General features: G+C 44.8%; 20 protein-coding genes. 4 read left to right on the top strand and 16 right to left on the bottom strand.

What is annotated here, in order from left to right; translation table 11 throughout:
- Position 1: 1 nt before the first annotated feature.
- Together yabQ and yabP are read right to left on the bottom strand one after the other, a co-directional pair.
- On the bottom strand, positions 2 to 601 hold the full coding sequence (yabQ, locus tag ABVF09_RS18690) for a spore cortex biosynthesis protein YabQ (RefSeq protein WP_153461764.1): 600 nt from the start codon (positions 599 to 601) through the stop codon (positions 2 to 4).
- A complete protein-coding gene (gene yabP / locus ABVF09_RS18685) occupies positions 598 to 900 on the bottom strand; it encodes a sporulation protein YabP (RefSeq protein ID WP_026568997.1) in 303 nt (100 codons plus the stop codon). Before yabP ends, yabQ begins: the two co-directional genes overlap by 4 nt.
- A gap of 261 nt (positions 901 to 1,161) precedes the next feature.
- Between yabP and ABVF09_RS18680 the strand changes: the two genes are divergently transcribed.
- Positions 1,162 to 1,563, top strand: a complete 402-nt coding sequence (locus ABVF09_RS18680; protein WP_153461762.1) for a hypothetical protein — start codon at positions 1,162 to 1,164, stop codon at positions 1,561 to 1,563.
- A gap of 456 nt (positions 1,564 to 2,019) precedes the next feature.
- Here ABVF09_RS18680 and rsgA read toward each other — a convergent pair whose 3' ends face one another.
- Entirely contained in the window at positions 2,020 to 3,066 is a 1,047-nt protein-coding gene (gene rsgA / locus ABVF09_RS18675) for a ribosome small subunit-dependent GTPase A (RefSeq protein ID WP_371069836.1), read from the bottom strand.
- A gap of 269 nt (positions 3,067 to 3,335) precedes the next feature.
- Between rsgA and ABVF09_RS18670 the strand changes: the two genes are divergently transcribed.
- Positions 3,336 to 3,995: a type 1 glutamine amidotransferase domain-containing protein gene (locus ABVF09_RS18670; RefSeq protein ID WP_371069835.1), complete on the top strand. Its 660-nt coding sequence runs from the start codon at positions 3,336 to 3,338 to the stop codon at positions 3,993 to 3,995.
- Between the two features lie 51 nt (positions 3,996 to 4,046).
- Here the strand turns inward: ABVF09_RS18670 and ABVF09_RS18665 are convergent, their stop codons facing one another.
- The 12 genes from ABVF09_RS18665 to nadB all read right to left on the bottom strand — a co-directional run bounded on the left by ABVF09_RS18665 (position 4,047) and on the right by nadB (position 19,998).
- Positions 4,047 to 4,304, bottom strand: coding sequence for an RNA-binding S4 domain-containing protein (locus ABVF09_RS18665; RefSeq protein ID WP_026568993.1), 258 nt, complete (start codon positions 4,302 to 4,304; stop codon positions 4,047 to 4,049).
- 29 nt (positions 4,305 to 4,333) lie between these two features.
- Entirely contained in the window at positions 4,334 to 5,779 is a 1,446-nt protein-coding gene (yabN, locus tag ABVF09_RS18660; RefSeq protein WP_026568992.1) for a bifunctional methyltransferase/pyrophosphohydrolase YabN, read from the bottom strand.
- Positions 5,772 to 7,373, bottom strand: coding sequence for a putative polysaccharide biosynthesis protein (locus ABVF09_RS18655; RefSeq protein ID WP_161993044.1), 1,602 nt, complete (start codon positions 7,371 to 7,373; stop codon positions 5,772 to 5,774). Before ABVF09_RS18655 ends, yabN begins: the two co-directional genes overlap by 8 nt.
- A gap of 234 nt (positions 7,374 to 7,607) precedes the next feature.
- Positions 7,608 to 9,650 carry a glucose-specific PTS transporter subunit IIBC gene (gene ptsG, locus ABVF09_RS18650; protein WP_026770983.1) on the bottom strand — a complete coding sequence of 681 codons (2,043 nt, stop codon included), beginning with the start codon at positions 9,648 to 9,650 and terminating at the stop codon, positions 7,608 to 7,610.
- Positions 9,651 to 9,831: 181 nt separating this feature from the next.
- Positions 9,832 to 10,671 (bottom strand): glucose PTS transporter transcription antiterminator GlcT, encoded by an 840-nt coding sequence (gene glcT / locus ABVF09_RS18645; RefSeq protein ID WP_026568991.1) that lies wholly within the window; start codon positions 10,669 to 10,671, stop codon positions 9,832 to 9,834.
- A gap of 186 nt (positions 10,672 to 10,857) precedes the next feature.
- Positions 10,858 to 11,391, bottom strand: coding sequence for a stage V sporulation protein T (gene spoVT, locus ABVF09_RS18640; protein ID WP_026568990.1), 534 nt, complete (start codon positions 11,389 to 11,391; stop codon positions 10,858 to 10,860).
- Positions 11,392 to 11,551: 160 nt separating this feature from the next.
- Complete coding sequence (gene mfd / locus ABVF09_RS18635; RefSeq protein ID WP_026568989.1) at positions 11,552 to 15,076, bottom strand: transcription-repair coupling factor; 3,525 nt, start codon at positions 15,074 to 15,076, stop codon at positions 11,552 to 11,554.
- A gap of 185 nt (positions 15,077 to 15,261) precedes the next feature.
- A complete protein-coding gene (gene fin, locus ABVF09_RS18630; RefSeq protein WP_371069834.1) occupies positions 15,262 to 15,492 on the bottom strand; it encodes an anti-sigma-F factor Fin in 231 nt (76 codons plus the stop codon).
- Between the two features lie 95 nt (positions 15,493 to 15,587).
- A complete protein-coding gene (pth, locus tag ABVF09_RS18625; protein ID WP_371069842.1) occupies positions 15,588 to 16,148 on the bottom strand; it encodes an aminoacyl-tRNA hydrolase in 561 nt (186 codons plus the stop codon).
- A 346-nt stretch (positions 16,149 to 16,494) separates the two neighbouring features.
- Entirely contained in the window at positions 16,495 to 17,592 is a 1,098-nt protein-coding gene (gene nadA, locus ABVF09_RS18620; RefSeq protein WP_371069841.1) for a quinolinate synthase NadA, read from the bottom strand.
- Positions 17,593 to 17,597: 5 nt separating this feature from the next.
- On the bottom strand, positions 17,598 to 18,455 hold the full coding sequence (nadC, locus tag ABVF09_RS18615; RefSeq protein ID WP_371069833.1) for a carboxylating nicotinate-nucleotide diphosphorylase: 858 nt from the start codon (positions 18,453 to 18,455) through the stop codon (positions 17,598 to 17,600).
- A gap of 13 nt (positions 18,456 to 18,468) precedes the next feature.
- On the bottom strand, positions 18,469 to 19,998 hold the full coding sequence (gene nadB, locus ABVF09_RS18610) for an L-aspartate oxidase (RefSeq protein ID WP_371069832.1): 1,530 nt from the start codon (positions 19,996 to 19,998) through the stop codon (positions 18,469 to 18,471).
- A gap of 1,021 nt (positions 19,999 to 21,019) precedes the next feature.
- Between nadB and ABVF09_RS18605 the strand changes: the two genes are divergently transcribed.
- Both ABVF09_RS18605 and ABVF09_RS18600 read left to right on the top strand, forming a co-directional pair.
- Positions 21,020 to 22,159, top strand: coding sequence for an IscS subfamily cysteine desulfurase (locus ABVF09_RS18605; RefSeq protein WP_371069831.1), 1,140 nt, complete (start codon positions 21,020 to 21,022; stop codon positions 22,157 to 22,159).
- A 37-nt stretch (positions 22,160 to 22,196) separates the two neighbouring features.
- Complete coding sequence (locus ABVF09_RS18600; RefSeq protein ID WP_371069830.1) at positions 22,197 to 22,736, top strand: transcription repressor NadR; 540 nt, start codon at positions 22,197 to 22,199, stop codon at positions 22,734 to 22,736.
- A 334-nt stretch (positions 22,737 to 23,070) separates the two neighbouring features.
- On the opposite strand, the gene ABVF09_RS18595 is transcribed toward ABVF09_RS18600, so the two are convergent.
- The gene (locus tag ABVF09_RS18595) at positions 23,071 to 23,700 is read right to left on the bottom strand and encodes a 50S ribosomal protein L25/general stress protein Ctc (RefSeq protein WP_371069829.1); all 630 of its coding nucleotides are present in this window, start codon (positions 23,698 to 23,700) and stop codon (positions 23,071 to 23,073) included.
- Positions 23,701 to 23,772 lie beyond the last annotated feature (72 nt).

Below are 23,772 nucleotides of genomic sequence, written 5' to 3'. Positions count from 1 at the left end.
GCTACCTCCTTCTTTTGTGCATAAACTGCCGCCATTTTCTTAACATATTCTTTATTCTACTATAAAATCCTGCAAGTTTGTGTAAGTATTTTTTTACTGGCTTCGGAAGCAGCATCCATATCATTTTAAAAAGAAGCCGGAATGGGAACACACATATCTTTCCTATTACCGTAAGCAGCCATAATAAAACTGCTCCGATTCCGGACAGAAGCATAAGCAACAGACGGAAGAGCCAAATAATCGGCTGGATGATCAAGCTTTTGAATAAACGGGTGAAAAAACGATGAACCGCGACGATGAAACGGATCACTTGTTCCAACAAACGGCGGTAAAGATGCTCGAATAGTGCCTTGTAAGTCGCAAAACCGCACAAAAGCGCCAAAAAAATATAAAAACGCAATTCTCCTTGATTTACTTTGTATAATAAATAAAATAGGATCAATGTCTGGAGCAGCCAAAACCCGATTTCCATTCCATAAGAAAATAGAACACGGTGCTTCCAACTTCTTTCAAACCGGCGGAAGGTATCAATGGCAGCACCAATGTATATCCCTCCCGCCACCATGATTAAAATCGCGGCGAATTGGACAGAGAGAGTCATTTGAACAGCTTGCTAAAGAATCCTTTAGCCTTCTCTCCATTATGTTCGTCCAAATAAGAAAGCTCGAAGATTTTCCCTTTGATCGCAACATTTCCTTCTCCGACATCAAGGTTTTTCATCTGAAGGTTTTCTCCGCGGACAATCAAGTAACCCATGACTGTCTGTAAAAGGAACTCTTCATTGTCGAAGCTATCGACTTCCTTGACACCCGTTATTTCCAAATTCCTTCTATTATTCATTTTGATATGGTGTTCCGCCTGAGGAGCACGAACTGAAGGATCTTTTTCATAATAATTCATTGTACAGCCCTCCCTTTATCGTTATAAGTGTATGAAAGGAGGGACAGGCATAGAACACGTCCAGACAAATTACCTATTACAGGTGCAAGTTTTTCCGAGTTTTATTAGACTTTTAAATAGAAGTACATTTAAATATTCCCTCTTACGTACGTAAGCCTGGGCAAAAATGCTAAGAAAAGGTGTCATGTACACAATTTCCGCTTACAAAGTTTTTATTTTGGTAAAATGATTACAAATAAATGGGGAAAGGGTGTGTGCTGTTTGCAAAAACGTATCCTGTTTTTATCTCTGTTTCTGACAATAGGGACATGGAACGCTTGTACTTCTCACCCAAATGATGAATCCTCGAAAGAAAATGAAGTACGAGAAAGCACTAATGAGGATGAGAAGGCAAAGGCTGAAGATGACTGGGACATGTCTTCAACTTTTAATTATTCAGTTGAATATGAAAGTGGTGAAGAAGGTTCTTACGAGATTGTAGGAAACAAAGATACGGTCGGCTTTACCGGACCATTTCCCATTATAGCCGAAGAGGGTCAGAAATATTTTTGGTTTTATTTCGGAAAAGAAAACATCTACAATAAACCAGTCGAAGTAAAAGCCAGACCAAAAGCGCAAGCGCCTTGCTCACCCCCGACAAGCTTAAGAACAGCCTCGGCGTGACGCTCTTTGCCACACAGAGGGTGGACTTAAGACCTCGAGGGGGTAGGCGCTGGAGCTGGACGTGTCTGTTTCACCCATTATCAACAGAAAGGTGAATTTTAATTTTCTATACAATAAAAAAGGGGACGAAGAAGCCTGTTAATATCTGGTCCAAGTACCTTTTTTGAAGATGCGGTGGTAAGCCTTGATAGTGTGAATATGCCATCTACTTTAACCTTTCCATCAGCAGGATATGGAAAATCCTTATGTATATGGACGGGGAGTTATATGAAAAAATGTCTTCTTCAACTGAAAGGTAAATAAGCTGAAGAAGACATTATGTCGAATCGAACTTCCACATCTAAGACTATTACAGACAGCCTTCCATTAAAATCGGGATGTTCCGTCCTTTATTATATTCTCTCTAGTTGCAGTACTTGCATGAATTCTCTTACAGAACTTTTCCATAAATGTTGCTTACCATGTCCCTTTTTTCAAACCTTCTACCTGCATTCTGGCTGCACGATGTGCTCCGTATTTTTCTTTCAAATCCAGGAATTTGGCTTCACGCTGCAATTTTACATAACTTTTATAACGATCAGCTGAAAGCTCGCCGGATTCAATCGCGTTTTGGATGGCACAACTCGGTTCCTGTTCATGCCGGCAATCCCGAAACTTGCATTGTCCAGCCAGCCTTTCGACATCCTGGAAGGTTTCACCGGCAGCATCTTCTCCGGACCAAAGCTGCAGCTCCCTCATACCAGGCGTGTCGATAATCACGCCGCCTTTTGGAAGCAGAAATAGTTCGCGATGGGTCGTGGTATGGCGACCCTTCGCATCCTCTTCCCTGATCGTTTGGGTTTTCTGCACCTCCCGGCCGAGCAGCCGATTGATCAACGTTGACTTTCCGACACCTGATGAACCGAGCAGAGAAACGGTCTTCCCCTCATGAAGGTATCCATTTAAGGACGTCAGGCTTTCTTCATGTAATGCATCAATTGCAAGGACAGGCGCGCCGAATGCGATCTCCTCTACAGCCTGGACCTTTTCATCCGTTTCCTTATCCTCGCACAAATCCTTTTTTGTCAGAACAAATACAGGGGAAGCGCCACTTTCATAAACTTGCATGAGATAACGTTCCATTCTGCGCAGATTGAAGTCTTGATTCAGCGCATTGACCAGGAAAACGGTATCGACATTTGCGGCCATCAGCTGCTCTTCTTGTTTTGGTCCGGCAGCATGCCTTGACAGCAAACTGCTCCTTTGTAACACTTCATGGATGATTCCCTTGTCTTCCCCGTCAATCGCCTGAAATAGTACCCAATCCCCGACACAAGGATAATCCCTTGTATGCTCTGCGAGATGATGAAACCTTCCGCTCAAATGCGCCCTAAGCTCTCCATCTTCGGCAAACAGTTTATAAATACCATTGGAAGCCGTCGCAATCCGGCCAACCTTCCCTTCCTTGCTGCCATGCTGTCCTGCAAAAAACTCCCTGTATCCAAGTGCTTGTAAATTGTACAAATAATTTCCTCCTGTTATTGGGAGGACTGCCTGCTAGCCAGCTGCATCCTCCTTGATTGTTTGGCTGCTTGTTTTGGTCATTAGCGATACCATGCTCATAAAACATCACGCTCCTTTTGTTAGTTGTCGATAGTCTACCACAAACAAGAGGATGAAACCTCCGTCCCCAGCCCGAAAAATCGAGAGAGCAAAAAATTTGGGTGAAAAGGATTCCATCGTATAAGATAAACCTGTTTTAGAAAAAGTAAGTGTATTAGGAGGTTGGCATGATGACGAAAAAGGTTCTAATGGTGGTAACAAATCACACAACTATAACAGATGATCATAAAACCGGATTATGGTTGGAGGAATTTGCTGTCCCTTACTTAGTATTTAAAGAAAAGGGATATGAAGTGAAAGTCACCAGTATTTCTGGCGGGGAAGTAGCCCTGGACCCTAACAGCATTGACGAAAAAAGCCCTGATTGGACAGAGGCCGAAGAGGTGTTAAAGGATACCGCCAAGCTCAGCAAGGAAGACGCCGAAGGTTTCGACGCAATTTTCCTTCCGGGTGGCCATGGCACGATGTTCGACTTTCCGGACAATGAAACCCTCTTGTATGTTCTACAGCAATTCGCAGAACAAGGTAATATCATCGGTTCTGTATGCCACGGTCCAGCCGGACTCGTGAATGTCACCTACAAAGATGGCACACCGCTTGTACAAGGCAAAAGGGTTTCCGCATTTACCGACGCCGAAGAAAAAGAAATGCAGTTGGACCAACACATGCCTTTCTTGCTCGAGACGAAACTGCGTGAAAAAGGGGCAGTATTTGAAGCAGCAAAAAACTGGACAGATCATTCTGTCCGTGATGGAAATTTAGTGACAGGTCAAAACCCACAATCAAGCAAAAGCACTGCCGAAAAAGTGGTCGATGCATTGGAAGACTAACTAAAAATAAAAACAGCAGCCACCGGTTTTTCCGGAGGGCTGCTGTTTTTTTTAGTTTACTGCTTCTTCTTTTTTTACGGTATACAGAGAAGCAGCTTCATCTTTCCTCACGACCTCCCGTAAGGAATCAATCTGGATGGTCAATAGCTTCTGGCCGAACTGAATCGTCAATTCATCTCCTACTGCCACATTCGAAGCTGCCTTAGCCTGATTGCCGTTTATCGTGATTCGTCCTTGATCGGCGACCTCCTTGGCTAATGTCCGGCGCTTGATCAACCTTGATATTTTAAGAAACTTATCTAATCGCATCTAGCTTCGTCACTTCCTTCTATATATTGTTATTCCATTTTCTTTGCTTCATTCCAATAATGATCCAATTCCTCGAGGGTCATATCGCCCATACTCTTACCGCTTAAAGCCGTTTGTTTTTCTATATAGGCAAACCTGTCGCGAAACTTGGTATTCGTCCGGTTTAAAGAAAGTTCCGGGTTGATTTTATAATAGCGGGCAAGATTCACAATAGCAAATAAGAAATCTCCAAATTCTTTTTCGATTTCCATGGTTTCTTTTTCTTCGACCGCCTCTCGCCACTCCTCCAGTTCTTCATGGAGTTTCTCCCAAATCGGCTCTGAACTGCCCCAGTCAAATCCCACTTTTGCAGCCTTCTTTTGCAGTTCCTCGGCAGCGGTAAGCTGCGGCAATTCTTTTGGAACTCCACTTAGCAAGGATGGCACACCCTGCTTCTCTTCCGCTTTTATTTTCTGCCAGTTATCCATCACTTGTTCTGCTGTATCGGCAACGGCTTCTCCGAAAACATGCGGATGACGGCGAATCATTTTTTCGGTCAATGTACTAATTACGTCATCGATGGTGAAAAATCCTTCATCTTCTCCAATTTGACTGTGCAGCATTACCTGGAGCAGGACATCCCCGATTTCCTCGATCATGGCATCATCGTCTTCGGCATTAACCGCTTCGATGAACTCATAAGCTTCTTCCAATAAATACTGCCGCAGCGATTGATGTGTTTGCTTCTTATCCCAAGGGCACCCATTTGGACCTCTTAATTGTGCAATCACTTCCCTCAACCGGAAAAATTGGTGGTTCAATTCTGTATCCGGTACAGGTGCTACATAAACACTAGTCAAATTGCTCAAACGGGATGACTGATCCAGTTCCACCAACGGGATGGTAATCACTTTTTCCTGGCTGCTGCCGGCAGCCTCCACGATTGTAACAGGATGCTCCGGAGAAAGATCCTCCAACAGTGTCAGCTTTATTTCCGAGGCAATAAACGCATCGTACACCTGGCAAAAAACAAGGTGATGACGGTATTCCAACACACTTCTTTTAAAGGAGGTGCCGTCAACAAACTGGAAACCTTCAATAGGATCGATACGCAACGTAGTAAAAAGGGCATCCAAGTAGCTTTGGCCGCCGGTCACGCTCACATGGAGATTATCGTTTTCCAGAAGTAACTGAACTGTCTTTTCCGCAAGCATCGGATGCCCAGGGACTGCGTAGATGATATCTTGCTCCGCGGCAGCTTCCGCCAGCATTTCCGCAATTTCTTGATACACGGAAGAAAAATCCTGATTCTTTTCATAAACTTCATCAAAAGAATCAAACGACACACCCTCTTGTTTTAATTGATCGATTACTGGGTGATCAAGCGTCCGCACATAGACTTTCCCCTCCTGTTCTTGCAGTTTTCGATAAATCCCTAAAGGGAGCTGATTGATATCGCCTGCCCCCAAACCAATGATTTCAACGTTGTTAGCCATGTTTATTTCCTCCTTTATTTAAACCGGTTAAATAATTGCCCAACGGCAGTGCTTCCAATTCTTTGTCGGTAAATGCATGGAGCCTGATCAACAAGCAGACGTAGATAGCCGCCCCGCCGAAACAGGCTATGAGCGTATAAGCTACATAGTCTACTCTTGGCCCTCCAATAATCAGCCCCCCGAGGGTTTTGTGCAATCCATAAAGAAATAAGACCATGCCGGCAAGCGAGAAGACAAAAGAAGACCACCTTAACTGAAGCAGGCGTAGATCTGGAAGTCTTCGCTTTAACTGACAGTAATTCAAACACAAAATGATCGTGACCCCTGCCACGGTTGCAGCAGCACTTCCGGCAATCCCCCATAGCGGCACAAGCAACTCATTCATCAACCATTTGCAAGACACACCGAGCAAGACAATACCCGCTGTCAGCCTGATATCCCCCAATCCTTGCAGTATCGAAGAAAGGGTCAGGGCGAGTGAAGTAAATAAGATGGACAGCGCTAAAATTTGCAGACTGCCTGTCCCGGTATTATCCTCAAATAATAGAACATTCGCGTAAGGAAATATAGCAATCAAACCCGCGGTTGCCCCGGCTGAAAGCAGCAAACTGAAATTCCAGGTACTTTTCACATGTTCGGCCAGTTCATTTGGCCGCTGTTCCAGCTGTTTTTTTGTTACCGTAGGCACCAGTGCCAGAGCCAGCGAGGAACCTAACACTGTCCCCAATTGAACTAGCGGCTGGCCTCTGTCAAAAACGCCTTTCCATTCCATCGCCTGCTGCCGGGTCATTCCATATTCCTGTAAATTCGGAACCAGTGTAAAAGCATCAGCAAATTGGATCAGCAAAAACATCATGTAATTTATGCAGATAAACATACCATAGAGCAGAATCGTCCGGATATACTTCTTCCAGGGAACAGAAGAAGCAGATCGAGAAAGCTGCCAAGGGCGCTGGCGAAGGAACAGCACCAACAGTACCAGTACAGCGGCACATGCCCCCAACAATGACCCTGCGGCTGCTCCAGACCCGACTTCATACAAATTATCTCCTTTGTTCATCATGATGAACGCTGCAACTAAAATGACCGTCACTCGTACCACCTGTTCAGCTACCTGTGAGACAGCGGTCGGCTTCATATCATTTTGACCTTGGAAAACTCCTCTGCCAATAGAGGAAAACGGAACAAGTAAAAACGGCAGGGATGCAATCCGTAGAGGGGTTGTCAACCGACTGTCCCCCATGGCATCGGCCATCTGAGGGGCTAAAGCAAACAGCACGGCGAACAATACAAAATTGATGGTGGTTAATAACACGGTGACGGGCACATAAAAAGAACGGAAGGAAAGCGGAGAATCACGCTCTCTTTCCTCTGCCACCAATTTGGAGATTGCTGCCGGGAAACCATATAAAGACAACATTAAAGCCATTCCTAAAAAAGGATAAATTTGCTGATAAATATAGAAACCCATATCTCCGGTTATATTTTGCAAGGGAATGCGGTATCCAGCACTCAAAATTTTACTGATCAGTCCTGCAGCAGTAAGCAGGATAGCTCCTTTGAACATTTGCTTTGTAGGTTGTATTTCTTTCATTATTTCGTCCTTCATATCACATATTATAGCTGTTGCCCAACATTGAAATTCTTCTGCTATTATAGCACAGCGGTATCTTTTCCCATATCCACAGAGATAGGGACTTCTTCAACCGTTGTCCAGGTAAAAGGCGAAGAATATGAATAGAAAATTCGCAACTCCCTCCCATTGCGGACCTAGGACCAAAAAAAGACTCCGCCCCGGTAATCGCGGCAGAGTCTTTCCTTCTATCCATTATTGAATCGTGACGATATCTTTTTCTTTTGCGTCCACTTTGCCAGAAGCCTTCAAACTAACTTCCTGACCTTCTTCCAAATTCGTAAATACGACTGGCGTGATGGTGGATTCTGCATGTTCAGCAATATAGTCCAAATCGACTTCCATCAATGGCTGGCCTTGTTCAACAAAGTCACCTTCTTGTACTTTCGCCTCAAATCCTTCTCCTTTAAGCTTCACGGTGTCTATCCCGATATGGATAAGGATTTCTGTTCCGTTATCTGCCTGCAAGCCGATTGCATGCTTGGTCGGAAAAACATTTAACACTTTCCCGTTCACAGGCGATACGATTGTTCCCTGATCCGGCTTGATTGCAAAGCCATCCCCCATCATTTTACCTGAGAATACTTGATCAGGGACATCCGTAATGGATAGAATTTCCCCGCTTAACGGGCTGGCAAATTCAAGATTGTTCAGGTCGACAGGTGCTTTTTCTGCATCTTTTGCTTTATCGATGATTTGTGAAACGTCTTCTTTCGATCTCGGTGTTTTACCATCTATAATATCCTGCATTTGACCACGCAAGCTGTCGGAAACTGGCCCGAAAATCGCCTGGATGTTATTACCTACCTCCATAACACCAGAGGCACCCAGCTTTTTCAATCTGTTTTTATCCACTTCATTTTTATCGTCGACACTGACGCGCAGACGGGTAATACAAGCATCCAAGTGGGTGATGTTTTCTTTTCCACCCATAGCAGAAAGAATTTCGTACGGCAGGTCTCCGATTTCTTCTCCATCGTCTTCGTCAGCCGCCTCATCTTCCCGTCCTGGTGTTGCCAGGTTGAACTTAAGTATTGCCCAGCGGAATCCGAAGTAGTAGATGACCGCGAGAACCAGACCGACGATGATGACCCACCACCACGGAGTTTTATTTTGCATGACCCCAAACAGGATGAAGTCGATCAACCCACCGGAAAAGGTCATCCCGATTTTCACATTCAATAATTGCATTGTCATGAACGATAGTCCGGCAAAAATCGTATGAATTCCGAACAATACCGGTGCTACAAACAAGAAAGAGAACTCTAATGGTTCCGTAATACCTGTCAAGAAAGAGGTAAGTGCTGCAGATCCCATGATACCTGCTACTACTTTCTTACGCTCCGGCTTAGCAGTATGATAAATTGCCAGTGCGGCTGCCGGAAGACCGAACATCATGAACGGGAATTTACCGACCATGAATGTTCCTGCTGTAAACTCGTCGACTCCGTCTTTCAGTTGCTCAAAGAAAATAGTCTGGTCACCGCGGACAATTTCACCGGCCGCGTTGGTATAAGAACCGAATTCAAACCAGAACGGAGAATAGAAAATGTGATGCAAACCAAATGGAATCAGCGCCCTTTCAATCACACCGAACACAAATGCCGACAACGTTCTGTTTGTTTCCAGCATAAAGTGCGACAATGCATTAAGTCCGCTTTGGGCATATGGCCATATGAATAACATGATAATTCCTAGAATCAAAGCTGAAAAAGCGGTAATAATCGGTACGAATCGCTTTCCGGCAAAGAAGCCCAAAAACTGGGGAAGCTGAATATTGAAAAACTTCCTATACATATACGAGGCTAATAAACCAACTATTATCCCGCCAAAAACGCCGGTCTGAAGGGTTGGTGTACCAAGCACCATGGCATACGCGGGATTATCTTCTGCCATTTTCTGTGTGACATCTCCAAAAACCCCCATGGTGACATTCATGATTAAGTAACCAATGATTGCCGCTAGTCCGGCTACTCCATCCCCGCCGGCAAGTCCGATGGCTACACCAACTGCAAATAGCAACGGCAGGTTATCAAACACGACGCCACCCGCTTCAGCCATGACGGCCAAAATTTCCTGCACCCATGGTGTGCCGAAGAAAGGAACCTTGTCTACAAAGGTATCCTGGGCAAAGCTCGTACCAAAGGCAAGTAAAATACCTGCTGCCGGAAGCAATGCCACCGGAAGCATTAATGCTTTACCGACTTTTTGCAACGTGCCAAAAGCATTTTTGAACATCATAATACCTCCTAAATATAATGATTTTTTGCTAACCAATCTCTCCTAAAACGTTTTCAGGAAGACAAATAAAAAAGACATGAGTATTCAAGACTCAGGTTAAAAAGGATATACTTATCCCTTAAGATAACCCGAAAATCTCTTCATACTCATGCCTGATCGAATCAGTTACACGTAATGATTAGGATTTATTGGTTAAGCGCTGTAAATGAATCGTTAAATAAAGGACTTCTGATTCATCCACGGATCGATGTAATTGTTTTTGCATGACCTTTACTAACTTCCAAGCAAGATTATAGCATACGGGATATTCTTTTTTCAACATATCCGCCAACTTTTTTTCTCTTCCCAATGCTTCCCCTTTATGCACGCGGTCAATGGCGCGATGCAGATGTTGAATAAGGCGAAAGTAATTGACGTCCTGCTTGAGAAGCTTGATCTCCAGATTGTCTTCGATCAATTCAATCATGGTGGTGATCAACTGGTGATACTGATTAATATCACGGAGGGACTTATCCGTCACAGCACTATGGATATGCAAGGCGACGAATCCTATTTCCCCTTCTGGAAAATCGACATTTGTCTGCCTTTTCAATTTCTCCACCACTTCGACGGCTACCTGGTACTCCTTCGGATAAAGGGCTTCGATTTCAAACAAGAAGGGATTAGAAAAGTTCATATCTTTTTTTGCACGGTTGACTGCAAAAGCAATATGGTCCGTCAGCGCTACGTGAATATGCTCATTGAGTTGTTTCCCCATTCTCTCTTCGATAAACAACATGATATCATTCATGAAATCAAGTAATTCTTTATCGATATACGGGAGCAGATTAACGTACTGTTCCTTTTCCTTCTCATCCTTCAATAAGAATGTTTTATCCGCCTTGTCGACAGATATGCGATCCCCCGGTTTCCGGTTGAACCCGATGCCTTTGCCGATCAATACAACCTCTTTATAGGTTTCGTGCTCGGCAGTAACCACATTATTATTCAAGACTTTATCGATAATAAGCTGTTCCATGGTTTCCTCTCCCTGTTTTCCTGCAATTCCCTTTTCCTTTGTCTATCGTAAAGCCATGAAAGCCTTTTTACAAGGAATTTTATTTATACATGCCCTTCCAAAGTTCTTTTCCCATCAAACAAAAAGGACTGACACAAGGAACACTCCTTATGCCAATCCCTCTTCCACACACAACGTGCTTTTTTTCTACTCCATCTGCCTCGCCAGAAAACCGGCTGCAGTTTCTACTGCCTTTTGCTCCACTGGACCTAAATCGCCCTTTGTTTTCGACATGACCATGACACAACCAATCGGATCGCCGTTTGCAATAATCGGGCTGAGCACGTAGGAAGCGATATTTTCCTCTCTTCCTTCCACCAACTCGACTGATGCATCCTTTTCTGTCACCAGGTTTCGCTCATCCATTGCTTTCTCCATTTGCGAACCGATGTTTTTACTTAAATATTCTTTTTTGGATTCTCCGGCAACGGCTATAAATTCATCACGATCACAAATAAGTACGGGAGATCCTAGAGAATCGAATAGAGCGTCTGCATATTCTTTTGCAAAATCGCCTAGCTCACTGATCGGTGAATACTTTTTCAGGATCACCTCTCCATCCCGGTCGACAAATATTTCTAACGGATCCCCTTCACGAATTCTTAATGTTCTTCTGATTTCTTTCGGAATCACTACTCTGCCTAAATCATCAATTCGACGCACAATTCCTGTTGCTTTCATCTGCTGTGTAGCCTCACTTTCTTTGATGATCTTTCTGGTTCTCTTTCCACCATCGGTAACATTAAGCAGAAATAACCAGTTGTGGCTTTAGTATGATTCACCGGTTAATAACTATACATAAATATTCTACATTTTGCCTTTAAACCGCGTCTCCGCTCTACTATTCCCTTTTTGTGTTTTTCAGTCCGGAAATCAGTTCTTCGACGATCTCATAACGGCGCGGTTTGGTTTCCCGATTCCATTGTAATACCATTTTCAGGTTGCGATTTTCGGTACCCAGTTGAACCATCCGTCCATAATGGTTGGCAAATTCGAACAGCTTCGCTCCATCTATTTGCTGGCTGGTGTCTTCCTCTACCAACAGCTCAATCTTATTCTTCTTCTCACTGACCGATTGCACACGCTGCTGCTTGGCACCGCTCTTAATCGTCGCCACATGGAAAAGGTTGCCGACTTCTTCTGGATAGTCACCAAACCGATCCAGCAGTTCTTCTCTCAAGTCAAAGATATCCTCCTGGGAATCAATGGCCTGGAATCGCTTATACATATCGATCTTTTGTTTCTCATCATCGATATAGCTGTCAGGAATGTAAGCGTCCAAGTCCAAATCGAGTTCCACTTCGAATGGCTTCGCTTCTTCCACTGTTTTCCCGGCTTTTCTGGCATCGACTGCCTCTTTCAGCATTTGCGAGTACATGTCGAATCCGACCGAATCAATGAAACCATGCTGCTGGGCACCGAGCAGATTTCCTGCTCCGCGAATCGACAAATCACGCATGGCAATCTTGAAACCGGAACCTAGTTCTGTAAATTCTTTGATTGCCTGCAATCTTTTTTCGGCAACTTCTGTCAGCACTTTATCCTGTTGATAGGTGAAATAGGAATAGGCGACGCGATTGGACCTTCCCACTCTGCCACGCAGCTGATAAAGCTGACTAAGCCCCATTTTGTCTGCATCATAAACTATCAGCGTATTTACATTCGGAATATCGACACCTGTCTCGATAATCGTCGTGCTGACGAGGACATCCGACTCGCCTTCCAGGAAGGAGAACATCACATTTTCCAATTCCGCTTCATTCATTTGACCATGCGCAAATGCGACCCGGGCATCTTCCACCAACGCCGATATTTCTTCTGCCATCCGTTCAATGTTGTCGACCCGGTTGTACAAAAAGAACACTTGTCCACCGCGTGACATTTCCCTTTCAATGGCTTCTCTGATAAAGACCGGGTTGTATTCCATGACATAGGTTTGAATCGGAAACCGATTTTCCGGAGGTGTTTCGATGACCGATAAATCCCGTACTCCAAGCATCGACATATGAAGCGTCCGTGGAATTGGTGTTGCTGTTAAGGTCAGGACATCGACATTCGTTTTCAACCTTTTTATTTTTTCCTTATGCTTTACCCCGAATCGCTGCTCCTCATCCACAATCAGCAAACCGATACTTTTATATTCCACATCCTTGGAAAGCAGGCGATGGGTGCCGATGACAATATCGACCAATCCTTTTTTCAAGCCTTCCAATGTTTCTTTTTGCTGTTTCCTCGTCCGGAATCTGCTTAACAGCCCGATGTTGACAGCATGCCCCTGAAAACGTTCCATGATTGTTTCATAATGCTGCTGGGCCAGAATGGTCGTCGGCACCAGGATGGCCACCTGTTTTCCATCGGCAATCGCTTTGAACGCCGCCCTTATGGCAACCTCGGTTTTCCCATAACCCACGTCCCCGCAAAGCAGACGATCCATCGGGCGCGGCCGTTCCATATCTTTTTTGATTTCTTCAATACAACGGAGTTGATCCTCTGTTTCCTGATAAGGAAACGCATCTTCAAATTCCCGTTGCATCAGTGTATCTTCAGAAAAAGCATAGCCCTTGGTCGCCTCTCTTTCGGCATACAGCTTAATTAAATCGTCAGCGATATCTTCAACAGAGGATTGGACTTTGCTTTTTACTTTTTTCCATTCACTTCCGCCAAGCTTGTACAGCTTCGGTTCTTTGCCTTCCGAACCGACATATTTTTGAACCAAGTCGATTTGATCGATCGGGACGAACAGCTTGTCATCTCCCATATACTTAAGGAGCATGAAGTCTTTATGAAGCCCGTTCACTTCCAGTGTTTCAATTCCAAGATACCGGCCAATCCCGTGATTGGCATGGACGACGTAATCCCCCACTTTCAGTTCCTGATAGTTTTTAATCCGCTCAGCATTGGAAATCTTCTGTTTTCTTTTCGGCCTGCTGGTTCGCTTCTTGAATAATTCACTCTCTGTCAATATAGCCACTTTATGCATCGGCAGTTCAAATCCGCTGCTTATGTTATCCACCATGATAAGCGGCTTGGATTGCGGCAATTGCACATCTCCTGATGCCCGTACAGCTTCCATCTCATAATCGGAAAGGACTGCTTCGATTTTTTCCGCACGCTGTTCGTTCGGAGCAAAGATAATAATGGAAAAGTCGTTGTTTTGCCAGCGGGTAAATTCATTTTTCAATAAGTTCATTTGCCCATGGAACTGCTGCATGGCTCGACAGGATACATTCACCAGATTTTGCGGATTCGTATTAGGAATGTGGCGCAGGAATACAGACATATACAGGCGGGGCTGTTTCATTTTCGTCCACGTATCATGCCAATCAAAAGAAATAGTCAGGTTATGCACCATCTGCTGCTGTTCCAACAAGCTCTGATGCCATTCTGCTTCCTCTTCATCCAGCCGGTTGGCCGTCTCCTGGATTCTGCTCATTTCATCTAAAATGATCAACCCGTTCTCAGGCAGGTAATCTAATAAACTACCAGGTTCCTGGTAGAAATAACCGATATATTTATACATTTCTTGAAAACGTTCCTGCTGCCTTAACCGGTCCAAATCCTGATTGACCGCAGCAGCCAGTTTTTCCTTATCCTCTGCTTTTTTAAACTTTTTCAAGGATATGGCCAGTTCTTCTTCAAGTCTGTCTGCCCCTGTTGCAATATCTTCAGGCCGCAATAACATTTCTGTAGCCGGTCCTACGACCACCTGCTCTGCTTTTTCCAACGACCGTTGGGTTTCTGCGTCAAAAAAGCGGATGGAATCGACTTCCTCGTCAAACAATTCCACACGAATGGGATTTGCCTCTGTAATTGGATAAATGTCAATAATTCCACCCCGCAAGCTGAACTCTCCCGGGGTGGAAACCATGTCGACACGTTCATATCCCATTTCGAACAAGGAGGACAGATAGTTCTCGATATTGATTTCCGTTTCTAATTGAAAATGCAGCTGGTAGTCTTTCCAATAGGATGCCGGAGGCAAAATCCGTTTCAATGCAGCTACAGGTGCTATCAAAATACCAGATTCCTTGTTCATCCACTGATTCAACGCTTCGATTCGTTGGCTTTTCAGTTCGGGGCTGGCGATAGCAATCTCCGAAGCAATCAATTCATTGACCGGATAAAGATGAACAGAATCCCGTTCCGACATTTCCAGCAGGTCCTCATAAAGCTGCTGAGCCTGCATCAATTGGTGTGTCACGAGTAAAATCGGCTTTTTGGAAGCTTCATTGATCAATGATGCCAGCATGCCTCTCGCCGATCCAGTCAAGCCGGAAACGAGCTGCTCCTTAAGCCCTGCCTCGACACCGGACAATACCGAATGTATATCGTCTTGTGTCTTTAAATATTGTTTTAATCCTTGCATGATGCCTCCCCCTACTATTCCTATGCACAGTTAAGTATATTTTACGGATAAGTACAAAAACGCCTTGGCTGACGACCAAAGCTTTTACCTCCAATAATTCACCTGACGACTATGAAGTGCGTGGACAGCTTCCCTCCGAAAACACGAGGGAAACCCCGCACCATCCTTATTGATGAATATGTTCATCACTGTAAAAAATGATCCAATTCATGGTAATGAGGATGTTGCTCCAAGGATGCCTGGCAATTTTCACATATTGTTTTAATATGGACATCTCCATTAGCCTGATACTGGATCATTTCCCTTTTCTCATCCTGACTAAGCGTATCAAAACCTAATTGCTGCTCGTCAAGCTCTTGCTGATTCAACTTGCCCACTTCATTGCCGCAATGCTTGCACTGATAAACAAGCGACATACGAAAAACCTCCTCTGGAAAAAAGTGTTTTATACGTACACTTTCAGTTTTTCCGTAAGGAAGGTTTCTATACCTATGTCAATTCAGTCTATGAATTAGCGATTAAATTCATTCATGACTTCCAAGAAGGGCTTCTCCAGCCAAGCTTCACAAGCATCCGCTGCTTTTTCGACAACTTGGTCCATGGTTTGCTGCTCCTGTTTACTGAATGCTCCGAGGACATAGTCCGGCACTGGCATCGGGGTGGATGGACGCCCGATGCCTACACGGATTCGCTTAAACTCTTTCGTCCCCAAGTGATCAATAATGGAACGTATGCCATTATGACCACCATGACCGCCTTTTTCACGCAGACGGATTTTCCCCTGGGGCAAATCTAATTCATCGTAAATAACCACGATATCGCTTAAATCGATTTCATAGTATTCAACAAGCGGTCTGATCGACTCGCCTGATAAATTCATATAAGTCTGTGGCTCGAGCAGCACTACTTTCTCACCATTGATCGATTCCAGTGCATAAAGGCCATTGAATTTTTTCTTTTTTAACTTGATTTGATGCCTTCTGGCAAGTTCATCAATAATCATAAACCCTATATTGTGGCGTGTTTGCTCGAATTTTTTCCCTGGATTCCCCAGTCCTACGATACATTTCATTGCATTCACGTCTTTCTATCCATGATTAACGTTGATACCTCCTTATTGTACTTAGTTTACCTACAAAAATAAAGCAATAAAAAAAAGCGGAGGCATTTGTATAAAAGAGAACTGGCTACATTTATCACCGTCCTGTAACAACGCCCTGCATGACCTTCACCATGTGGGCTCCCGATCAGCTTAAACATATCGGAGCGGCCGTATTTTTGCCACACAGAAGATAGTCTTAAGACCCGAGGGGGCAGGCGCTGTACTGGACAGCATTCCCAACGGAACTTTCTATTGCATAAAAAGCAGGCGCCCAAAAAGGTCCTCCCCCTTTTGACGCCCGATCAAAAACTACTCCCTATGCTCTGGCCAACATCCGGTCCAGGGCAAGCTTTGCCCCTTCCGCAATGTCGGAAGACACTTTTATTTGATTTTCGATAACTCCCTGCTCCAATGATTCAAGCGCCCATAAAAGGTGGGGAAGATCAATCCGATTCATTGTCAAACACGGACACATTTGCGGATTCAGGGAAATAATTTCTTTATCAGGATGCTGGTGCATCAGCCTTTTAACAAGGTTCATTTCCGTCCCGACCGCCCACTTACTACCAGCTGGCGCCCCGAAAATCGTATCGATGATAAATTTAGTAGATCCTGCATAATCAGAACGCTCGACGACCTCGCGGCTGCATTCAGGGTGGACAATGACTTTCATGTCCGGGCGTGTTTTACGGATATGTTCGACGTTCGGTACGCGAAAATTTTCATGGACGGAACAATGCCCTTTCCACAAAATAACCTGAATATCACCGACTTCCCCGTCATATTCCAATCGATACAGGATCGGATTCCACACCGCCATGTTTTCCAGCGGGATACCAAGATCATATGCTGTATTTCTTCCCAAATGCTGATCAGGCAAAAACAAGATCCTTTCTTTTTGGGTAAAGGCCCATTCGAGCATATGACTGGCATTTGACGAGGTGACGGTTGCCCCTCCATTTTCTCCAACAAACGCTTTTATGGCCGCTGTCGAGTTGACATAGGTCAAGGGGACAATGCTATCACCGAATGTCTCCTGCATGATTTTCCAGCCTCGTTCGGTTTGATGGATGTCCGCCATATCGGCCATTGAACAGCCTGCCCGCATATCTGGAAGGATTACTCGCTGGTAATCCTCCGTCAGAATATCTGCCGTTTCCGCCATGAAATGCACTCCGCAAAACACGATGTATTCGGCTGGATTTGCAGCAGACAACTGGGCCAGCTGTAAAGAATCACCTGCCGCATCGGCAAATTGCATTACTTCATCCTTCTGATAATGATGGCCTGGGATAAATAACCTGTCTCCAAATTTTTCTTTTATTTCTTTTACCCTTTCGGTCATCTCCATCTCCGTGAATTCCTTATATTTTTCCGGCAATACTTGTTTTTGGGTGTGCTGAAGTACGTCCAACATTTTCATCGCGGCTTCCTCCCTGTCGATTGATTTTCTACAAGCATGCTGATATCCAACGCATTGACCGAGTGAGTCAAATAGCCAAGCGAGATATAATCAACTCCTGTATCCCGGTATGCAGCCAGCCGATCTTCGGTTATTCCGCCAGATGCTTCGGTAATGATCCTGTCGGGTACAATCTTGACAAACTCTGCAACTTCCTGAGGAGAACGATTATCGAACATTATCACATCCACTCCCGCTTCAACCGCCTCGATCACCTGTTCTTTGTTTTCCGTCTCTACTTCCAACTTCACCATGTGTCCTCCATGGCTTCTAGCTGCATTCACTGCATTGGTGATCGATCCACAAAAAGCAATATGGTTATCTTTGATCATGATTCCATCATATAAACCGAAGCGGTGATTCTTGCCCCCTCCACACCTTACTGCGTATTTTTCCAGCATCCGCAGGCCTGGAGTCGTTTTCCTAGTATCACAAATGTTGGTATGACTGCTGCCCAATGTTTCAACGCTTTGCCTCGTTTTTGTCGCAATACCGCCCAACCGCTGCAGTAAATTTAAAATGACTCTTTCTCCCGTGAGGAGATGGCGGACTGGCCCCACCGCCTCTGCGATTTTCTCGCCGGGCAGAACAGATTGACCATCACGTTTCAGCAGGTTGACACGGATTGAAGGGTCAAACAGGCGATACGCCTCTGCAATAATCGATAGTCCTGCCAGTACTCCCTGTTGCTTTGCAATAAATGTTGCCGTCCCTGTTTGATGGAGGGGAAAAATTGCCGTACTCGTCAAATCCTGATCGCCGATGTCCTCCAAATAGAATTGCCGGAGCAGTTCTTGTAGTTTGATATTGTTCACTTTTCAGTCCCTCCTAAATCACCGCGGCTTGCTTGTGCAATCGGCGGATTATCCTCTTTTTCCCCCACTCCGATTTGGAAAAAGGAAAGTCGGTTCGGTAATGACCGCCACGGCTTTCCCTTCTCGATAAAGCAGAAGTGGTAATCAGCCAGGCTACAGTCATCATATTGACCTTCTCTGCGGTCTCTCTCTTGTCAATCGACTTCACCGCATAGGGATCGAAGGATTCTTCCAGCCATGCTTTCAATTTCACCAGCCCTTGCTGATCCCGCTCTACTCCTGCATATTCCGTCATCATCCGGCGGATAGCCTCTTTCTCTGGAAGCTTCCCTGCTGCTGCGTGGTGATTTGGGAAAACGGGATGACTCACTAATGAAGATGGTGATTTAGATAGGATATTTTCTGCTGTTAAAGTACCAAATACAATCCCTTCCAACAACGAATTGCTGGCAATGCGATTTGCTCCATGAACACCGGTCCAGGCGGCCTCTCCGACAGCATATAATCCTGGCAGTGATGTTTCTCCTCCTCTCCCTGTTTTGATTCCGCCCATTAAAAAATGGGAGCCGGGAATCACAGGGAGTAAAGTAGAACCATCCAGGTCATTTTCTTGGCAAAGTCGATGAATCGTTGGAAAACGGTTTGAAAAATTACTTACCGGCGAAATATCCAAAAAAACCTCCGATCCTTGCTGTATTTGGTTGAAAATCTGTCTGGCCACCACATCACGCGGTGCTAAATCACCAAGCGGATGTATATGGTCCATAATTTTTCTGCCGTTTTCATTTATCAGGCAGGCCCCTTCCCCTCTGACAGCTTCGGAAACAAGTCCGAGCACTTCGCCATGTCGATACAGCATGGTCGGATGAAACTGAATAAACTCCAGATCTACCAGTTCAACACCGGCTCGGTAAGCCATCGCGATTCCGTCTCCTGTCACAGAGGCATGGTTGGATGTATATTTGTAGAGGCTGCCAACCCCGCCCGTTGCGATGATGGTATGCTCTGCAAGGTGGAAATTTACCGATCCATCTTTATGGATTGTTTTTATACCTCGGCACCGTCCCTGCTCGATGACCAAATCAACAGCCATCTCCTGCTCGATTATCTGGACGCTGCTTTGGATTTCCCGAAACAGAAACGTTGTCATTGCTTTTCCAGTCGCATCACCGCCGGCATGGAGAATGCGACGCCGGGAATGGGCTCCCTCTTTCCCTAGGGCCATTTGGCCATCCGTCTCACGGTCGAACTCCAGTCCTGCTTCCATGAGTTGTTTCAGATATTCCGGTCCCTGTTGGACAAGCGTTCGGACTTGGTCGCCATCATTATAATGGCAGCCTGCAGCCATTGTATCTTCGAAGTGACTGGACCAGTCATCCCCCCTGCCAATTGCTGCTGCAATTCCGCCTTGGGCCATGTATGAGTTGCTTGAGGTCTTCGCAGACTTTGTGAAAATAATCACATTTTTATGCTTGCTTAACTTCCTGGCAGCTATCAATGCCGATAAACCGCCGCCAATGATTATTACATCCGTATGAGGCATCGTCGCGTCTCCCCTATATTAATATCTTCCGACAACATCATTACATAATATGTATATCTATGTGTCTTGACACCTATATTTACATATTATTTAATGAATGACAAGAGCTTTGTTTAATTTATTTAAATAGTTTTCAAACGACTACAGATTTTGTAGACATGGGAGGGGGGCTTAAATGTACTCCGGCAGCATACTTCGCTTTCCGCGGGCACGGCCACACCTCCGCAGAAGTCAAATTACGCTGCTGGAGTAGATAGAGTATATTCCTCGTGATTCTTGACTACTGGAAAAGAAACAATGAAATTATATGATTTTTGACTTTTTGAATGCTTTGGAAATGAGGCGCTAAATCAAGGCGCTCGGACATTTTCCAGGTTATCACTGTCAAATACAGAGCAAGTAGATTCTCAGCGGAGGAAATACACGTAGACTCCAGCTGACGTATGCTTTTAATACGTGAGTACCGGAAAAGGGGAGCTAACGCAGAGATTCGACGTGTCATTTTTCCCGCAATTTAGAACTTCCTCCTCAATCCGTGTTCGAAATGAGGACAAAAAGGACCAAGAAGATCCAGGCAGCGACGGGGGGAGTACCGCAGTGTATGCCTTTGATACACGAAGAACGGACCAGCTAGCTAACGCAGAGATTCGATGCGTCATTTTTCCCGCAATTTAGAACTTCCTCTTCAATTCGTGTTCGAAATGAGGACAAAAAGGACCAAGAAGATCCAGGCAGCGAGGCTTTGAGGAACGGAGCGTATGCTTTTAATACGTGAGTACCGGAAAAGGGGAGCTAACGCAGAGATTCGATGCGTCATTTTTCCCGCAATTTAGAACTTCCTCCTCAATCGATGTTCGAAATGAGGACAAAAAGGACCAAGAAGATCCAGGCAGCGAGGCTTTGAGGAACGGAGCGTATGCTTTTAATACGTGAGTACCGGAAAAGGGGAGCTAACGCAGAGATTCGACGTGTCATTTTTCCCGCAATTTAGAACTTCCTTAAAAAAGAAAGGAGAAAAAAGATGATATACATGGACCACGCCGCCACAACCCCCCCACGTGAAGAAGCATTGCAAATGTACATGGAAGCATCAAAACATTTTTTTGGCAACTCAAGCAGTTTACATGATGCCGGCACACAGGCAAACCGGCTTTTGGAAAATTGCCGAAATCAATTAGGGCAGCTTCTACTAGCTGATAAGGATGGCATCTATTTTACCAGTGGAGGCAGTGAATCGAATATCCTTGCACTGCAATCCTTGATAGAAGCGAATGCTCATAAGGGAAATCACTTAATCACCAGCAGCATCGAGCATTCATCCATTCTGCATTTTTTTGCCCGTATGGAAACCCTCGGTTATGAGGTGACCTATTTGCCGGTAGATTCGCATGGATTGATCGATTTGGAGGAGTTGAAAGCCTCTATCCGCGAAGAAACCATTTTGGCATCCATACAACACGGAAACGGGGAAATAGGCACCATTCAGCCAATTAATGAAATTGGCAATCTGCTTCATTCAAAAGGCATCTTATTTCATAGCGATTGTGTCCAAACATTTTGCAAATTGCCTTTAACGCTCGCTGATCTTCCGATTGATAGCATCTCTGTTTCGAGTCATAAAGTTTATGGACCCAAAGGAGTCGGAGCGGTTTATATCAATCCGACTGTACCATACAAAGCTTTACTGCCAAACACCACGCATGAAAAAGGATTCCGCCCAGGAACTGTCAATGTCCCGGGTATCGCGGCGTTCGTTACAGCGGCAGAACTGCTTCAGGATGAAATGCCAGTCAATCAAGAGCGGTATAAACAGCTTCGCTCCAAGTTTATCGAATTACTTTCAAATATGCCTGTCGATGTAGAAATAGAAAGCAGTGCAGTCGAGCAACTTCCCCATATTGTTGGAGTCCGCTTTCCAGGAGTTCAGGGACAATACGTTATGCTGGAATGTAATAGGAGAGGGTTGGCTGTCTCTACCGGCTCTGCGTGCAGTAGCGGGCAGCAGGATCCTTCCAGAACAATGCAAGCAATTGGCAGGACCGATGATCAGGCCATCGAATTCATCCGTTTTTCATTCGGCCGGGAAACAACAGACGCTGAAATTACCGAGGCAGCAAAAATACTTAATGCTTTACTAGCAGATTTCTTTATTACACAATAAGGACAAATCAGTAGTGTAACGATAAGGAGTGTGGAAGATGGGGAGTAACCAAAAGCTGACAGGAGAAAAGAGACGGGTGGCAATTTTGAAGTGGTTGAAAGATGCTAAGAAGCCGATTACCGGTGGTGAACTTGCAGAAAAAACAGCCGTCAGCAGACAAGTTATTGTCCAGGATATCTCTTTGTTGAAAGCAAAAAATGAGCCGATCATGGCAACAAGTCAAGGATATTTATATATACGCGATACGCCTGATCATTCCTTGCACAAACGGGTGATCGCCTGCATCCACCAGCCAGATCAAACAAAAGAGGAGTTATATCTGTTGGTAGACCATGGGGTGACAGTAAAAGATGTCCGTATTGAGCATCCAGTCTACGGCGATTTGACTGCTTCCATTATGGTAAGCAGCCGACATGAAGTAGATCAGTTCCTTGATAAAATTCAATCAACAAACGCTGCCTATCTCTCCCAGCTTACGGATGGGACCCATCTGCATACTCTAGAAGCAGATTCGGAGGAAAAGTTGAGTGCAGCATGTCAAGCTTTGGAGAAAGCGGACATCCTCATTCATAATTGAATAACAGATCGTTTCTATGAAAAAAATGCCGGGATGAAAGGATGGCCACCAAAGCAAAAACCGAGCGAATTCGATTAGTAGTTAAAATTTGCTCGGTTTCTTAATGTTAAGTAGCCCTCTGATAGAACCCCTTTTATCCTGTTGTTTACAGGCGTGTTTTAGCTTTCCACACAGCATGAGGCTAAAGCGAAAATGGGATTTACCCTATTCATAAGAGAAGAGTTGGACGATTTACTCTTTGCTAAGCAAGTTTAGGAAAAAAAACAAAAAAACCGAACGAAATCGTTCGGTTTTTTGGCACTGTGCTTATACCCTCATGCTCTTGGGGTTTAACCTATTCTTCCTCTTCATTCTTCTCCGCATCGACTAACTCCGGCTCCGTTTGCTCTTCGTCGGTTTCTTCTTCTACTGTACCCGAATCAGGAGTCAAAATAGAGACGATGGTAGTGCCCTCATCTTCGGTGATTTCATAGTCACCGTTTGCAGATAAGTCAGAAACGGTAATGCTTTCGCCAACCTGCAGATTTGCAACATCTACGACGATTTCCTCAGGGATATTACCCGGCTTGGCGCGGACAGCCAAATTGTAGAGCGGCTGTTGCAGCACACCTCCATCTTTGGAGCCTTGGGCTTCACCTTCCAAATGGATTGGTACTTCCACATCGATTTCCTGAGACATATTGACTGCATAGAAGTCTGCATGAATCAGCTCGTCCCTCAGTGGTTCCACTTGATAGTCATGCAGCATGACATCAACCGAATCCCCGTCCACGCTCAAAGAAATAATCGCGTTACGCCCTTCGTCACGAACAGTTTTAAGCAGTTCTATACTATTCACAGCCACTGTTTTTGGCTCTTTTCCTTTCCCATATACAACAGCAGGAACCAGCCCTTGCTGTCTAATCAATCTTGTATGTGATTTTTTTAAATCTTCCCGTTTCTCTGCCTTAAGAGTTACTGCCAAGTTAATCACCCTCCATTGAAATTAAAAACAATCTAATTGTCATTATTTCCCGCTAACCGGCATACGTAAACA

The organism is Sediminibacillus sp. JSM 1682029, assembly GCF_041366435.1.
In the GTDB taxonomy this organism is placed as follows: domain Bacteria; phylum Bacillota; class Bacilli; order Bacillales; family Amphibacillaceae; genus Sediminibacillus; species Sediminibacillus terrae.
Note: the sequence above shows the minus strand (reverse complement) of the source record. Positions and strands in the feature narration are given on the sequence as shown.

What these genes read in the sequence shown, in the direction of transcription:
- yabP (WP_026568997.1), bottom strand. Translation starts at nt 900, where the DNA reads ATGAATTATTATGAAAAAGATCCTTCAGTTCGTGCTCCTCAGGCGGAA.
- mfd (WP_026568989.1), bottom strand. Translation starts at nt 15,076, where the DNA reads ATGCAAGGATTAAAACAATATTTAAAGACACAAGACGATATACATTCG.
- yabN (WP_026568992.1), bottom strand. Translation starts at nt 5,779, where the DNA reads ATGGCTAACAACGTTGAAATCATTGGTTTGGGGGCAGGCGATATCAAT.
- ABVF09_RS18600 (WP_371069830.1), top strand. Translation starts at nt 22,197, where the DNA reads ATGGGGAGTAACCAAAAGCTGACAGGAGAAAAGAGACGGGTGGCAATT.
- spoVT (WP_026568990.1), bottom strand. Translation starts at nt 11,391, where the DNA reads ATGAAAGCAACAGGAATTGTGCGTCGAATTGATGATTTAGGCAGAGTA.
- ptsG (WP_026770983.1), bottom strand. Translation starts at nt 9,650, where the DNA reads ATGTTCAAAAATGCTTTTGGCACGTTGCAAAAAGTCGGTAAAGCATTA.
- ABVF09_RS18655 (WP_161993044.1), bottom strand. Translation starts at nt 7,373, where the DNA reads ATGAAAGAAATACAACCTACAAAGCAAATGTTCAAAGGAGCTATCCTG.
- ABVF09_RS18665 (WP_026568993.1), bottom strand. Translation starts at nt 4,304, where the DNA reads ATGCGATTAGATAAGTTTCTTAAAATATCAAGGTTGATCAAGCGCCGG.
- ABVF09_RS18605 (WP_371069831.1), top strand. Translation starts at nt 21,020, where the DNA reads ATGATATACATGGACCACGCCGCCACAACCCCCCCACGTGAAGAAGCA.
- ABVF09_RS18670 (WP_371069835.1), top strand. Translation starts at nt 3,336, where the DNA reads ATGACGAAAAAGGTTCTAATGGTGGTAACAAATCACACAACTATAACA.
- pth (WP_371069842.1), bottom strand. Translation starts at nt 16,148, where the DNA reads ATGAAATGTATCGTAGGACTGGGGAATCCAGGGAAAAAATTCGAGCAA.
- fin (WP_371069834.1), bottom strand. Translation starts at nt 15,492, where the DNA reads ATGTCGCTTGTTTATCAGTGCAAGCATTGCGGCAATGAAGTGGGCAAG.
- nadB (WP_371069832.1), bottom strand. Translation starts at nt 19,998, where the DNA reads ATGCCTCATACGGATGTAATAATCATTGGCGGCGGTTTATCGGCATTG.
- glcT (WP_026568991.1), bottom strand. Translation starts at nt 10,671, where the DNA reads ATGGAACAGCTTATTATCGATAAAGTCTTGAATAATAATGTGGTTACT.
- yabQ (WP_153461764.1), bottom strand. Translation starts at nt 601, where the DNA reads ATGACTCTCTCTGTCCAATTCGCCGCGATTTTAATCATGGTGGCGGGA.